Genomic DNA, 15,347 nt, shown 5'->3' with positions numbered 1-15,347 from the left:
CTTTCTCGGTCTATATCTTGAGGCAGGTTTTGGTTCATATTTGTGATACTCCCCCTGAAGTGTCCTCTTGTCAATACTCTGCCACCTGAATCCTTACTTTCTTTGCAATACTTAACTAACTTTTATTTAAAAAAAGTTAATATAGATTAAAAATAATAACTAACATCATAAATTGTTAAGTTGATCAGGCTAAATTGAGAGTATGCTTAATGATTGAAGCCTAGTTTAAGATTTGAGTAACTGTGGTATGAATAAACCTAAACACTTATTTAGTCCTTTGTACTTTGTTATTTAAGTGTTAAAGATTAAAGACTAAAAAGTAAAGTTTATTTGTGCCGAACTTACTTACTAGGTTGTCAAGCAAGGTGGTGAAAATCCAGTCTAAGCCACGTCTTAACAGCGAAAACTAAAGCAACCTTAACAATAACTAGTAAGATGATAGAAAAAATTTTACTGGCTGTCTCAGGATTGGGACACGCGGAAGAAATGCTGAAAACGCTGAAAGAAATGCCATCAATTAAACATGCAAAAGTTACAGTTTTGCATGTTGTAACTGGTCAAAGTACTTCAGCTGCCATGACAGCTAAATGGGAAGAGGGCGGCAAAATTTTGGCTAATGCCATTCAGACTTTGAACTTAGATCCTAGCCAGGTTTCTTCAATTTTACGGCAAGGAGATCCCAAAGATGTGGTTTGCCAAGTAGCCGATGAAATCGATGCTGACTTGATTATTATGGGTTCACGCGGACTTAAGCGACTGCAATCAATTTTATCGAACTCAGTCAGTCAGTATGTTTTCCAGTTATCTTCTCGCCCTATGTTGCTGGTAAAAGATGACATTTACGTCAAAAGAATTAAGCGCATTATGGTGGCAATGGACAACTCTGATGCATCAAAAAATTGTTTAAAATTGGCTCTTTTCCTGCTGCGAGATATTCAGGGTGGTCAGTTGATTTTGGCTAATATTGCTACAGATTTAGGCGGCAAAATCTCAGAAATAACCGAGGTTAACTCAGGCAAAAATCCTGTTTTGGCAGCAGCGGCGGCTGAAGCTGAAAGACAAGGTATTCAATATCGTTGTTATAGCAGCAGTGGTAAGCCAGGTGAAGAAATTTGTCGGTTGGCAGAGGAGTTGAATATAGACTTATTATTACTCGGTTCTCCAGATCGTCGTCCATCGATCGCTAAGAGCTTTGTTGATATAGACCGACTAATAGGTGCTTCTTTGTCTGACTACGTTCGAGTCAATGCCATGTGTCCAGTATTATTAGCACGTACAATCGCTTAGCTCGACTTTATCCAATTAAGCTACATAAACAGCTACATCGCTCAAACGCTCAATTCAAATGACATCGCATCGGTAAAAATAGATAAAGTCGAGCTTAACTTGTAGCCTGTTTTTGTATTTGTTGCTGAACATCCTCTAAACAAAGATCCAACTCTTTTGCTATTTCTTCTGTACTCAATCCCAACTTCAACAATAAAGGTATCATTCTCAACTTTTCTTGACGTACGCCTTCTTGTCGCCCTTCTTGATAAACTCGTGTTTGCTTCAAATCACTTAACCCAAACATAGCTGCAATCTCCTCTTAACTCATAGTTGGGAAGCTTTGTAAGTCTGTTAATTTTATTTACATATCTTGGCTTTCAGGCTGTTTTTGCATTTGTTGCTGAACCTCCTCTAAACCAAGACCCAACTCTTTTGCTATTTCTTCTGTGCTCAATCCCAACTTCAACAATAAAGGTATCATTCTCAACTTTTCTTGACGTACGCCTTCTTGTCGCCCTTCTTGTCGCCCTTCTTGTAGCCCTTCTTGTCGCCCTTCTTGTCGCCCTTCTTGATAAACTCGTGTTTGCTTCAAATCACTTAACCCAAACATAGCTGCAATCTCCTCTCGACTCATAGTCGGAAACTTGTAAACTAAAATTGTCTCTATTAATTCTAATAATTGTCGTTGTTGTCGTTCAGTGTAGATTTCTTGCTGGGTTCTTGATATTAACTCCCTGGCAGTTGTAATTGCTGTATCCTGATCTTCAACCACTAATTTAATCGTAGCAATTCCCACTGGCAGTGTTGCTGTTTCGCCTAGTTCATCTAGATAAATACGACTAACACGTCGGCTGGTAAAAAATTCGCTGTAATTATCTATATTTGCTGTATCCAGACTGCGAGTAGGATAAATAACTACTCCTCGCCAAGGATTTTTTGGTTTATTTCGATGTAGATATAAAAAGATTTCTGAAAATAGACGCGAATAAATTTCTGTATCAGTTTGAAACTGAACCTCAACAAAGTAAATCGATTTATATTCGCCTTGTGTTGGGAGAAAAACGCCATCTATACGGAATGCAGTTTGCTTGATTTCGATTGAGGAGAATTTATAAGCATCTGCTGTTTGAGGCGGGTTGCCAATTAATTCAAAAAAGATGCTGGGTAATTCTTGAAAAAGGCGATAAAAAATGCTGTCAGTTTTCACACTTGGTGCATTGGTCGAATTTGCGCTCTTAAGATTTTACCGTGTGGGGATAGGGATTTGCTAAGCGATCGCTCCTCATCTCCTCAGCAGATGTTCCTGACTCGAAATTTTGATTAGATTAGCAATAGACTATCTTAGGGCAATTATGACTTCTGAAGATTTGGTACTGGTTGCTGGTGGTACTGGTGGAGTGGGACAACTTGTGGTAGGCAAGCTGCTGGAGAAGGGTTTTAAAGTTCGCGTCTTGACACGCAATGCAGCAAAAGCCGAAGAGATGTTTGATCACAGAACGGAAGTTGCCGTTGGTGATACACGCCAGCCGGCTACACTCCCAGCCGCAATGCAGGATGTCACCTACATTATCTGTTGTACTGGAACCACAGCCTTTCCCTCTGCTAGATGGGAGTTTGACCCACCCTTGAACTTGATTGAATGGGGAACTGTGTTTCTTAACCCTAAATCGAGTGAAGCCAAGGCAAAGAATAGTCCAGCAAAGGTCGATGCTCAAGGTGTCAGTAACCTAGTAGCAGCAGCACCTCAAAATTTGCAGCGATTCGTTTTCGTCTCTTCCTGCGGGATTCTTCGTAAAGATCAGCTGCCTTTTAGTATTCTCAATGGTTTCGGTGTGCTTGATGCCAAACAGCAAGGCGAGGAAGCGATCGCCACTTCAGGATTACCCTACACCATTATCCGCCCAGGACGCCTAATTGACGGCCCTTACACCTCATACGACCTCAACACCCTTTTAAAAGCAAAAACAGGGGGCAAATATGGTGTGGCAGTAGGCACAGGCGATACCTTGTCGGGTGATGCCAGCCGAATTGACGTAGCAAACGCTTGTGTAGAATCTATTGTCTATCCAAGTAGTTCAGGAAAAGTTTTTGAACTAGTTAACCAGGGAGCAAGACCAGCTGTCATTGACTGGGAGATTCTTTTTTCCCAATTAGGCGAAACCTCTAAACACTAAGTCAAGGGTCAGTATTTATTCCTGCCCCTCTGCTCCCCCTGCCCCTCTGCCTCCTGAAATCCACTGCGGCAAAAATTATTGAATATCCGCGATTAAAGTGAATTACTGAGGCGATCGCTCCTTTCTGGCTCGTTGATTCCTCAGTAACTCTGTGATTTGTTGCGGATTTGTTGCGCCTAAAGACGGCAAACACCACTATGACGTTACGGTTCACCCTAATTACTGAAAGTATTAATTCTCATACATTAGACAAAGTGAAAGCAAATTAATCCATGAACCAACTAGAAACACCATTTAGGTGAACCGTCCTAACTAAGGTTCGGGAAACCACCCTTCATGGACTGGCTACACAAGCTCAGTATATATATCAGCATAGTCTGGAGTTTCAACTTCAGGAAAGCCAAATCAAAGGTATTCATGCTGAACTGGCTGATTTCTTAACCCAGTTGGTTCAAAATTTAGTCCTTTATACTCTCATTCATTCATTTGTAGTTATACGGAGCCAGCACCTAAAATGGCAAAAGCAGTTGGAATTGACTTAGGTACGACTAACTCCTGCGTAGCAGTGATGGAAGGTGGTAAACCCACGGTTATTGCTAACGCGGAGGGTTTTCGGACAACACCATCAGTGGTTGCATTTGCCAAAAATGGCGATCGCTTGGTTGGTCAAATCGCCAAACGCCAAGCGGTGATGAACCCGGAAAATACGTTTTACTCCGTCAAACGCTTTATCGGACGCCGCTACGACGAAGTTGGCAAGGAGACTACCGAAGTTTCTTACAAAGTCATTAGCAGCAATGGCAATGTGAAGCTGGAATGTCCAGGAGTTGGTAAAGCATTTGCTCCTGAAGAAATTTCTGCCCAAGTTCTCCGCAAGCTAGTAGAGGATGCTAGCAAATATCTCGGTGAAACCGTAACCAAAGCTGTAATCACCGTTCCCGCATACTTCAACGACTCCCAACGACAAGCGACAAAAGACGCTGGTAAAATCGCTGGTATTGAAGTTCTGCGGATTATTAACGAACCAACTGCCGCTTCTCTGGCTTATGGGTTTGACAAGAAGAGTAACGAAACTATCTTGGTATTTGACCTTGGTGGCGGTACTTTCGACGTATCCGTACTCGAAGTTGGTGATGGCGTGTTTGAAGTGTTAGCTACCTCTGGTGATACTCACCTTGGCGGTGACGACTTCGACAAAAAAATTGTTGACTTCTTAGCTGAACAGTTTAAAAAAGCTGAAGGCATTGAACTACGGAAAGATAAACAAGCTTTACAACGTCTGACTGAAGCCGCAGAAAAAGCCAAAATTGAGCTTTCTAGCGTTACCCAAGCAGAAATTAACCTGCCATTTATCACCGCTACCCAGGATGGGCCCAAGCACCTGGATACAACCTTGACCCGCGCCAAGTTTGAAGAACTTTGCTCAGATTTGATCGACCGTTGTCGCATCCCCGTTGAAAACGCTCTACGGGATGCCAAGTTAACCAAAGGTGATATTGATGAGGTCGTGCTAGTTGGTGGTTCTACCCGCATTCCCGCAGTTCAACAAATAGTCAAGCAGGTATTGGGTAAAGACCCCAACCAAAGCGTTAACCCTGATGAAGTTGTGGCAATTGGTGCAGCCATTCAAGCAGGTGTGCTAGAGGGTGATGTTACGGGTATCTTGCTGTTAGATGTAACACCTCTGTCTTTGGGTGTAGAAACATTGGGCGGTGTGATGACCAAAATTATCCCCCGCAACACGACAATTCCCACCAAGAAATCAGAAGTCTTCTCTACCGCTGTGGATGGTCAAACCAACGTGGAAATCCACGTCCTCCAAGGTGAACGGGAATTTTCTGGCGATAACAAGAGTTTAGGAACCTTCCGCCTCGATGGTATTCCACCTGCACCACGCGGCGTCCCGCAAATTGAAGTCACCTTCGATATTGACGCTAACGGTATCCTTAACGTCACCGCTAAGGACAAAGGCACAGGTAAGGAACAGTCTATTAGTATCACTGGTGCTTCCACCCTGGATAAATCTGATGTTGACCGGATGGTGAGAGAAGCCGAACAAAACGCTTCTGCTGACAAAGAGCGGCGTGAGAAAATTGAACGCAAGAACCAAGCTGACTCCTTGGCATACCAAGCCGAGAAGCAGCTACAAGAATTGGGCGATAAAGTTCCCGAAGCTGACAAGACTAAAGTCGAAGGTTTGGTGAAAGAACTGCGCGATGCAGTTGCTAAAGAAGACGATGAGCAAATTCAAAAACTCACACCAGAACTACAACAAGCACTATTCGCGGTTGGTAGCAACATCTATCAACAAGCTGGTGGTGGTGCGGCTCCTGAAGGACCTGAACCTCAAGATGGTGGTTCCACTTCCTCTGGTAGCGGTGATGATGTGATTGACGCTGATTTCACCGAGAGCAAATAATCCCATAATTCTGTAGGGAAAATTTATTGTGCCCCTGCTTATATTGCCCATCCAAGCATTCGCCTGGGTGGGGATTTTTTTTATCTCATGATCTGGTAACTGTAGAGACGTTGTAATGCAACGTCTCTACAACAACGCATTGCAACGTCTTTACAACAATCTAAAATTGCTATATGCCATATCCACAACCACCTTGGACACTTCAAGGCTACGCTATCCAAACTCTGCAATTAGTGAATATTGACCGAGTGCGCCACCTTATCCCCTCGGAGTTAGAAATTTTTTCTGTATGGCCTGGTAAAACTCTCGGTAGTGTGTATTTATCTAATTACGGCTCCGGCTCGGTGCTGGAATACAGCGAGTTAGTTGTCGCTCCGGCTGTGGTTAGTTATCAAGGAAAATTCGGTGGTTGGGTTTCCCACATTTATGTAGATAATGCTGATTCGGTGGCTGGTGGTCGAGAAATTTGGGGACTACCAAAAGAATTAGCTGAGTTTACTTGGGAACAAGGCGAACGGGTTACCGTCCGTCAGGGAAATCAAAAGTTGTGTAGTCTTAACTATAATCGGCAAAACTTGGCTTTGCGATCGCACCTCGGCGCGTCTGGTTTTAGCGCAATGGGTAACGATTTACTGATATTCCCCACTAAATTTGAGTCTCTGCTGGGTTTAATTGGTTCCAAGTTAGAAGTACCCGCCGAAAGTCCCTTCTCTAAGATAGGTTTTGGTCAGCCTTTTTTAACGGTACGTTGTGAACAGATGAGGTTACGGGTTGATGCGCCAAAGGTCGTGGGACAGCGGAAAATTGAAGTTTCTTCCAGGTAATTTGCGTGGATACTTGCAAATTAATTTTTGTCACCACAGAGGCGCAAAGGCGAGGGCAGCCGTGTGGGCGGGTTTCCCGACTTGAACAGACTGCCCGTACAAAGAATACATTAGACCTCTTGCACGAATGCAAAAACCTGTCCTCATCCCCCAACCCCTTCTCCCAAAATTGGAAAAAGGAAAGGTAATTTCAAAGTCCCTCTCCCAATCTTGGGAGAGGGATTTAGGGTGAGGGCAAGGATTCATGCAAAAGGTCTATTCATGCATCGGTCTGCAATGCGATTGTATCGACTGACAATGCGATTGTATTGAGTCACAATGCGATTGTATCGACCTGCAAAACTTAACTCACCCTTTCTTTATGAGAACTTATTCCTTAAGTTCCCAACATCTGTAAATTGTGCAAAGTTGCGTAAAGTCCCCTTTGTTCCAGCAGTTCTTCGTGACTTCCCTGTTCGATTAATTCCCCCCGCTTGAGAACAAAAATTCGATCTACGTTGCGAATTGTAGATAAACGGTGAGCGATAATAATGGCGGTGCGTCTTTGCAAAAGCTGATTTAATGCCTCTTGAATTAAAGCTTCTGTGCCAACATCTAGACTAGCAGTTGCCTCATCTAACACCAGAATTTCTGGATTGCGAATAGCAGCACGAGCAAAAGCTAAAAGTTGCTTTTGTCCACTAGAAAGATTTGTGCCCCGTTCTCTAAGTTGAGTATCATAGCCTTGAGGCAACTGTTCAATAAACTCAGCAATGTTTGTACTCTCTGCTGCTTGTTGAATTTCCTCAATGGTGTAAATGTCTCCTAAGCTGATATTGCTTTTAACATCACCAGCAAACAAAAAGCCTTCTTGCAAAATTACTGCCATGTAGCGGCGCAGTTCTGCCTGTGGGACTTCTCGGATATCTACGCCATCTATCAAAATGCGTCCTTGAGTGGGTTCGTAGAGGCGGCACAGAAGACGAATGATGGAACTTTTGCCTGCACCTGTGGGGCCGACTAATGCCACTTTTTCACCAGGATGAATGGTGAAATCTAAGTCTTTAATCACATAATCATCGTCTTTGTAAGCAAACCAAACGTGATCAAAACGGATTTCTCCGAGTTCTGGTGGAGTACTGAGGTCTGGGGATTCGAGTTCTGCAAGTATCTCGTCTATATAGCCGAATTTAGCATCAAATATAGAGAAACGCGGATTGGTGCGATCGCGTATTTCTATCGGTTCATCTAAAATATCGCTAACCCGTTCAATAGCTGTAAATCCAGATTGAATTACGGTGAATTTTTCGGCAAAATCTCGTAAAGGGTCAAATAAACGCTGAGCATACAAGACAAATGCAGATAAAACCCCAAAAGTCAAGTTTTCTCTTAAAAGTAACCACCCACCCACCCATAACACACCTGCAATAGCAATCAGTCCAATCCATTCTAAGGTTGCTGAAACAGCCGAATCATAAAAGATGGTTTGATCTACTTCCGCCGTATAATTCTTGTTCGTGATCCGAAATAGTTCAGCATTAAATTTTTCTCTGCGGAACAACTGTACTACATTGATACCAACTACATTTTCTTGTAGCTGTGAGTTTAAAATAGAAAGTTCTTCCCGCACTTTGTAATTGGCTTTGCGGTACTGTTGCTGAAAGTAAACAATTACCCAAGTAACTGGTAACAGCATCAACAGCAGCAAGCAAGCAAGTTGCCATTGGATAGATAACATTAAAGCCGTAATCACCAGCATAGAAAACAAATCGGACACAATGCCGATCGCTCCAGTGGAAAAGACATCTCCTAACACTTCCACATCGCTGGTGAGTCTGGTAATTAATTTACCTACAGGAGTGCGGTCAAAAAAGCGCACTGCTAGAGATGTCACATGGTGAAATAAGTCTTGGCGAATTTCTGCGGTGATTTTTTGCCCTAGGGTTTGTACTATATAACCCTGAATACCTGTCAATGAGAGCCTTACAATAATCGCAAGTAGCAATAACCCTTCCAGGATATGTAATCCTTGCATGAAGGGACGATTCCTGAGAAACTCATAAGTGCTGGGTTCGTTGCGAATCAGGGAGATTACCTGTCCAATCAACAATGGCTGTACAGCGTTAGCTAATGCGATCGGCACGAGTAGGATCATTGAAAGCCCCAGCAGCCGTCCACTACGACGGGCATAAGGCACTAAACGCAAAAATAACCGCCAGTCATTTTCGCGCCGACGGTCTTGGGTGTAACGTTTTTGGAGGGATTGGGAGATGCTCATAATAGGAGCATTATATTAATTTTTACAATCGGAAAAACACGCTTTTTTAAAGTAGCGATACTTTCTCTACAAAACGCTACGCTAACGCACACCTTATCTGATACCATGCCTGAGATAGAAACCGCAAGACTACAACTCAGACCGTATACCCTAAACGACCTGGATGAACTTGCTCCCATTTTGAGCAATCCAGCAGTCATGAAGTATTCACCTAGAGGGCCGATACCAACCGAGAAGCTCAAAGAAGTAACTCTGGAAATATTAGAATTTTTTATAGCCCACTGGCGTCAGCATGGTTTTGGTGTTTGGGCTGTCGTAGAAAAAGCCACCGCCAAATTAATTGGTCATTGTGGGCTGAATTTTTTACCAAATAGCCCTGAAGTTGAAGTTCTCTATCGCTTAGACCAAGCTTATTGGAATCAAGGTATTGCCAGTGAAGCAACAAAGGCAAGTTTGAGATATGGCTTTGAGGTAGTCAAGCTAGATCACATTGTCGCTATCACCGCACCAGAACACACTGCTTCGCGTCGTGTAATGGAAAAAGCAGGCTTTAAATACGAGAAAAATGCCCAATTTTACAACTTAGATGTAGTGTACTATGCTATCTCGCGATCGCAATGGCAACCAGACGATTCCCTTTACATTTTGCGAACTTGAATTGACATCAAAGTTACTATGACTGAGATAGAAACGGCACGACTATAACTAAGGCTAATTCACTCTAGACGACTTCGATAACCTGTTTCGCCTCTACAGCGATGCCGAAGTTATGAGGTATCTGTCGCTTAGAACAAGAGAACAAACACAGGCAAGCTTACACAAACATATCCAACACTGGCAACAACACAACTTTGGAATGTGGGCAGTAATACACAAAGATAGTAACAAACTGATTGGTCGTTGTGGACTTGGTTTCTTGGAAAATACGCCAGAAGTTGAACTTGGTTATGTATTTGACAAGTCCTATTGGAAAATGGGACTGGGGACAGAAGCTTCTCAAGCTACTTTGCAGTATGGTTTTGGAGAATTAAAGCTAGATCGGATAGTGGCGATGTCTGATGACAAGCCGCTTCTCTTCGAGACGCTGCGCGAACGCGTCTACGCTAAACCGGAAAACATCGCTTCAATACGTGTCATCCAGAAAGTTGGGATGAAGTATCAAAAAAATGCTCACTATTACGGTAAAGATGTAGTTTACTACGCTATCTCGCGCTCAGAATGGCAACTCGATAATTCACCACTTAGATAGATGTCAAAGTCAAATAAACTACAAAATCTTTAGTCTTTACTTTATCTAAAACTATTTTTTTGGTACAAAAAGTTACATAAAATTGATACTAATCGCTCGTATATACGTAGCATCACTGATGAAGAGTTACTTATAGTTGTTCAATATTAAAAGTATGAAAACTTGAGCTTTGGCTATTTGAAAATTCAGTATTAATACTGAGAATTGTTGAGGCAATTTGATAATCATGATGAAAAAGTTATCAAAGACAACGGCTACTGTCCTGTTTATGGCTTTGAGTTCAATTGCTACGATACCAGTTGCCAATGCTGTTACTACCTACTTAGAACCTAGTTCCTACAATAGCTTTGACGACAGTCCTTTCAGAGGTGGTAACTATTCGTACTTTAATTTGGAAGACTTTGAAGATGGCCTTCTAAGTACACCGGGTGTCACTGCATCTAGTGGTGTTATAAATCCACCTAGCCCGCTTAACATCTCAACTGATTCTGTAGATAGCGATGATCGAGTAATCGATGGCAGTGGATTAAACGGTTACAGTTGGTATTCTGCCGATAAATCGACTATCAGATTTAGTTTCAATGCTAGTGTTCTGGGTGGTTTACCCACAAATGTTGGCATTGTTTGGACTGATGTTGGCTTTTCTAATACTGGTTTAGGGTTTGGTAATGTTAACCTCGAAGCTTTTGACGCCCTTGGCACTTCTTTAGGAGTCTTAGGTTCAATTGTTGGTGATGGCGATTTTCGTGGTCAGACCGCAGAGGATAGGTTTTTTGGTGCAATCAATTTGGATGGTATTTCGGCAATTGAAATCCGAATGCTTGATAGCACGGACTGGGAAGTAGACCACCTACAGTATGGTCGGGCTAACAGCCAGTCTGTTCCTGAACCTTCTAATTTGTTGGCTTTATTTGCTGTTGGGGCTATGGGTGTAGGTTTGCTAGTGCGATGTCAGCAAAATAAGGGACTGGGAACTGGGGATTGGGAGGCGTGACCCATTGTGTTAGCGCAGCAGGACGTAGCCCATTGCGAATTGGTTTGACCCTTGACTCCCCACTCAGCCTTTGAACTGAGAGATTTGTAGCGATTGTTTCATGAATGTTCTTATGAGTATGCAATAATACTACACTTCTCTATTTACGTCTTATATCTAAAGATAGAGAATAGTGATTAACTTAAATTGGGAAACCTTATAGAAGTTCATTCCCAAGAGGTATCCTGCCCATTTATCTCCAGTGCAACCGAGGTCAGATGACGCAACCTTTAAATCAAGTCAAAGAATGGGAACAACGTCGAAACGAAGCAAACCGCTATTACAAGCGGGGAAATTTCCAACAATACTTGGATTTAACAACCGAGAACTTACATTTAGCTAGAATAATTCCAGATCGAGCCAGAGAAGGTTATGCATTGAACGATATTGGTTTAGCTCACCTTGGTTGCTGGCAACCTCAAAGAGCATTAGAGTATTTTCATCAAGCACTTTCAGTTGCTCAGGAACTAGATAACGCGCGAGCAAAGGCGATCGCACTCAGCAATCTCGGTTCTACCTACAGCCGTCTTGGACACTTTTCACTAGCGCTGGATCATTTTGACACAGCAGTTCAAATCTTCAGGAAATTGCAAGACACTCAAGGTGAAGTTTCGACTCTCAATGATGTGGCACTGATCTATACCAGGTTGGGAGAACCGAAACGAGCGCTGTTACTACAACACCAAATTTTGGCAATGCGTCAATTGCTAGGCGACATTTCTGGCCAAGCAACAACGCTCAATGGTATTGGGTTTGCCTACAGCACTTTGGGCAAGTTTGAGCAAGCGCTAGAATTCTTGCAAGCAGCAATTCCAATTCAACGAGCCGCTAAGAATTTGCTTGGTGAAGCAACTACCTTGAACAATATTGCCTCTATCTATACTGATTTAGGAAAACCTAAAGAAGCACTATTGCTCTACTATCAGGTTCTTTTGACACGTCGTTCTCTAAACGATGGCTCTGGTGAAGCAACAACTCTTCACAACATTGGTTTTACCTACGCTATCCTTGCCCAAAATCGGCAAGCGTTGAAGTTCTACAAACAAGCCATTGCAATTTATCGACAATTGGGCGACAGTCTGGGAGAAATTTCCACTTTGCTGAATATGGGAAGTCTCTACGCCACAACTAAACGCAAAAAGTTGGCGCGATCGTGCTATCAAGATGCTCAAGAGCTGGCCGAACAGATTGAATATCAGCCATTTCTGAAAAAGGTACGGCAGTTTATGGATGCTCTGTAAAATAGTCAAGAGACGCGAAACCCTGTAGAGACGTTACATGTAACGTCTCTACATGTGATTCTGCTGTAATTGCGTTAATTACGAATTACGAATTATTAAATCCTGTCTATGAAAGCTTACGAAGTTCAGAGTACTACAGGGATTGATGCTCTTGTATTAGTTGGTCGCCCTGAACCAAAACCCACTGCGGGTCAAGTTCTCATTAAAGTAAAAGCAACATCGCTGAATTACCGCGATTTGCTTGTGACTGAAGGAGCCTACGGTTCTGGGCTGAAATATCCGCTGATTCCCATGTCTGATGGTGCGGGAGAGGTTGTGGAAGTAGGTGAAGGCGTCACACGGGTGAAAATAGGTGATCGCGTCGCTGGCATCTTCTTCCAAAACTGGATTTCTGACTCTTTAACCAAAGAGAAAATGAAATCGGATCTGGGAGGCGGTATCGATGGTATGTTGGCTGAATATGTTGTACTATACCAAGATGGATTAGTTATTTTACCTGACTATCTATCCTATACAGAAGGTGCAACCTTGCCCTGTGCAGCCGTGACAGCTTGGCATGCATTAGTAACAAAGGGCAATATTAGCGCAGGTGATAGTGTTTTGTTACTCGGTACTGGGGGAGTTTCAACTTTTGCACTCAAGTTTGCAAAGATACATGGTGCTAGAGTCATTGTTACTTCCAGCAGTGATGAAAAATTGAGGCGATCGCAACAGCTTGGCGCTGACGAGATGATTAATTATAAAATAACGCCAGATTGGGAAAAGCAAGTTTACCAATTGACTAATCGCACTGGTGTAGACCATGTTGTAGAAGTAGGCGGTGCAGGCACTCTGCCAAAATCACTCCAAGCAGTTCGCATTGGGGGAAGTATTAGCTTGATAGGTGTATTATCAGGCAGAGGAAATGAGATTGACCCTATGCCAATACTCTTCAAGAGTTTAACAGTTCAAGGTATTTACGTCGGTAGTCGGGAAATGTTTGAGGCGATGAACCAAGCGATGCAAAAGTATCAAATTAAACCGATTATTGATAGAGTTTTCCCCTTCGCTGAAGCACCGGAAGCTTATCGTTATCTCAAAAGCGCTGCTCACTTCGGTAAAGTAGTAATTCAGCTTGAATAATTATCGTATTGCCCAAATTCTGGACAAATTGTTGATATATTGACTGGAATTGAACACTGATAAATCAGGTAATTTTGGTATTCAAGAGATAGAAGCCTGTACAGTGTGTTAAGTTAAAGATGTAACTATAAAATTGTAAATTTTTATCAAATAATTTTTTTTAGGGAATACGCCTTTTGACATTAGGATTATATAATTATTTTTTCCTTTTGCCTTGATCTGCTTTTTCTAAAGTCGGCTAGATTTGTTGCTTCAAGGCAACTAAGTTAATTAAAATCCTAATGTCAATAAATAATTCCCTTCAGCAGCCAGTAAATAGGCTGCTTGCGGCTTTGCCTGACTCTGAGTATGAGCGTCTTGTCCCGCACCTGAAGTTAGTTTCGCTCCCACTTGAGCAAGTAATTTATGAGGCAGGAGAACCAATTACACACGTCTATTTTCCGCATCGGTCAGTGATTTCTATTGTCACCACTATGGAAGATGGCTCGACAGTTGAAGTCGGTGTAGTGAGTAATGAAGGCATGGTTGGTATCCCTATAATTTTAGGAGGCAACACAACAACCACAACAGCGATCGTGCAGATTGCAGACAGTGCTATGCAGCTAGATGCAGATATACTTAGAAGCGAGTTCAATAGGGGTGGATACCTTCAAGGTCTGCTACTGCGCTATGTCCAAGCTAGATACACTGAACTTGCCCAAGGATCTGCCTGTAATCGGCTTCATACCCTAGAGGAACGACTCGCCCGCTGGCTACTAACAGTTAATGATCGTCTCCAATTAGAAAATTTTCCGCTCACTCAAGAATTTATTGCTCAGATGTTAGGTGTGCGTCGCTCTGGTGTCACAGTAGCAGCTAGCACCCTTAGCCGAGCCGGAATGATCAGTTACAAACGTGGTAAAATTAGCATCGTGAATCGAGAGGATTTAGAAGCTACCTCGTGCGAGTGTTATCGGGTCATACAAAACGAATTTACTCGGTTACTGAACAGTAAACCTCGGCACAATTCTAGATAAATCTTTTTGTGCCTCTATGTGCGAAACCGGACAGACTCACGGAAGTGATTAGATTTAATCTGGAAAGTAATGTACATTCTCATGCCATTTATAAACGTGTGCATTGTGATGTAATTGCTACCCCAGGTGTCAAAACTACACGGTCGTGAGAATAATGTCTAACGAATCCATGTTTTTTAAAGGTCTACGCCTGCTCATTGTCGATGACGACGCTGATACGAGAACGCTACTAACTTTTTTATTTGAACTGGACGGAGCGGAAATTGTAACAGCTGCTTCGGCAAGTGAAGCTTTAGAAGTAATGTCATTTTTTAAACCAGATATTTTAATAAGTGACATTTGTTTACCAGACGAAGATGGCTACTCGCTGCTGATGAAGGTGAAAAATCTGGAAGCAGAGCGAGTAAGAAAGATTCCAGCTATTGCTCTGACGGCATCTGTTAGCGAAGAAGATCGCATACATGCACTTGTAGCAGGTTTTCAAATATATTTATCTAAACCAATTGACTTGGAAGAGTTAGCCTGTATAGTTGCTGATTTGGCTGGACTCAAACAATACGCATAAAAGGGACTGGGGATTGGGTATTATGGCGGTTCCCGCATGGGTTAAGGTACAGAAAAAAGATAATTAACCACAAATAAACACATAGGACTTACGCACTGAAGCCTGAAACCTAGATCCCCCCTAGCCCACGCCAGTCGCTCCACTTGGGGAGACCCCATCGCATGATTGCGTCTCCCCA

13 protein-coding genes and 1 pseudogene are annotated in these 15,347 nt (G+C 42.7%); 11 read left to right on the top strand and 3 right to left on the bottom strand.

Translation table 11 applies throughout. The features are described 5' to 3' along the window. The first annotated feature begins 435 nt into the window (after positions 1–435). Complete coding sequence (locus HCR01_RS34635; RefSeq protein ID WP_193200455.1) at positions 436–1,287, top strand: universal stress protein; 852 nt, start codon at positions 436–438, stop codon at positions 1,285–1,287. Between the two features lie 94 nt (positions 1,288–1,381). On the opposite strand, the gene HCR01_RS34630 is transcribed toward HCR01_RS34635, so the two are convergent. Both HCR01_RS34630 and HCR01_RS34625 read right to left on the bottom strand, forming a co-directional pair. Then, positions 1,382–1,573, bottom strand: coding sequence for a hypothetical protein (locus HCR01_RS34630; protein WP_193200454.1), 192 nt, complete (start codon positions 1,571–1,573; stop codon positions 1,382–1,384). Between the two features lie 57 nt (positions 1,574–1,630). Next, on the bottom strand, positions 1,631–2,476 hold the full coding sequence (locus HCR01_RS34625; protein WP_193200453.1) for an Rpn family recombination-promoting nuclease/putative transposase: 846 nt from the start codon (positions 2,474–2,476) through the stop codon (positions 1,631–1,633). A gap of 145 nt (positions 2,477–2,621) precedes the next feature. Between HCR01_RS34625 and HCR01_RS34620 the strand changes: the two genes are divergently transcribed. From HCR01_RS34620 to HCR01_RS34610, 3 genes are all read left to right on the top strand, one after another. Further along, positions 2,622–3,443, top strand: a complete 822-nt coding sequence (locus HCR01_RS34620; protein WP_193200452.1) for an SDR family oxidoreductase — start codon at positions 2,622–2,624, stop codon at positions 3,441–3,443. A gap of 514 nt (positions 3,444–3,957) precedes the next feature. Further along, entirely contained in the window at positions 3,958–5,862 is a 1,905-nt protein-coding gene (gene dnaK / locus HCR01_RS34615) for a molecular chaperone DnaK (protein WP_193200451.1), read from the top strand. 173 nt (positions 5,863–6,035) lie between these two features. Then, on the top strand, positions 6,036–6,686 hold the full coding sequence (locus HCR01_RS34610; protein ID WP_193200450.1) for an acetoacetate decarboxylase family protein: 651 nt from the start codon (positions 6,036–6,038) through the stop codon (positions 6,684–6,686). 376 nt (positions 6,687–7,062) lie between these two features. Here the strand turns inward: HCR01_RS34610 and HCR01_RS34605 are convergent, their stop codons facing one another. Next, complete coding sequence (locus tag HCR01_RS34605) at positions 7,063–8,943, bottom strand: ABC transporter ATP-binding protein (protein WP_193200449.1); 1,881 nt, start codon at positions 8,941–8,943, stop codon at positions 7,063–7,065. A 105-nt stretch (positions 8,944–9,048) separates the two neighbouring features. Between HCR01_RS34605 and HCR01_RS34600 the strand changes: the two genes are divergently transcribed. The 7 genes and pseudogenes from HCR01_RS34600 to HCR01_RS34570 all read left to right on the top strand — a co-directional run bounded on the left by HCR01_RS34600 (position 9,049) and on the right by HCR01_RS34570 (position 15,169). Next, entirely contained in the window at positions 9,049–9,600 is a 552-nt protein-coding gene (locus tag HCR01_RS34600; RefSeq protein WP_193200448.1) for a GNAT family N-acetyltransferase, read from the top strand. A gap of 70 nt (positions 9,601–9,670) precedes the next feature. Continuing rightward, positions 9,671–10,192: pseudogene (locus HCR01_RS34595) on the top strand (GNAT family N-acetyltransferase); the annotation flags it as partial. A gap of 226 nt (positions 10,193–10,418) precedes the next feature. After that, positions 10,419–11,186, top strand: a complete 768-nt coding sequence (locus tag HCR01_RS34590) for a PEP-CTERM sorting domain-containing protein (RefSeq protein WP_226889953.1) — start codon at positions 10,419–10,421, stop codon at positions 11,184–11,186. A gap of 257 nt (positions 11,187–11,443) precedes the next feature. Then, positions 11,444–12,466, top strand: a complete 1,023-nt coding sequence (locus HCR01_RS34585; protein WP_193200447.1) for a tetratricopeptide repeat protein — start codon at positions 11,444–11,446, stop codon at positions 12,464–12,466. Positions 12,467–12,574: 108 nt separating this feature from the next. Further along, positions 12,575–13,588, top strand: a complete 1,014-nt coding sequence (locus tag HCR01_RS34580) for a zinc-dependent alcohol dehydrogenase family protein (protein ID WP_193200446.1) — start codon at positions 12,575–12,577, stop codon at positions 13,586–13,588. Between the two features lie 281 nt (positions 13,589–13,869). Then, a complete protein-coding gene (locus HCR01_RS34575) occupies positions 13,870–14,604 on the top strand; it encodes a Crp/Fnr family transcriptional regulator (protein WP_193200445.1) in 735 nt (244 codons plus the stop codon). A 154-nt stretch (positions 14,605–14,758) separates the two neighbouring features. Further along, positions 14,759–15,169, top strand: coding sequence for a response regulator (locus HCR01_RS34570; RefSeq protein ID WP_193200444.1), 411 nt, complete (start codon positions 14,759–14,761; stop codon positions 15,167–15,169). Positions 15,170–15,347 lie beyond the last annotated feature (178 nt).

Source organism: Nostoc sp. MG11 (assembly GCF_014904695.1).
GTDB lineage: Bacteria > Cyanobacteriota > Cyanobacteriia > Cyanobacteriales > Nostocaceae > Komarekiella.
The sequence above is the reverse complement of the archived record's forward strand: the minus strand, read 5'-3'. Positions and strand labels throughout refer to the sequence as shown.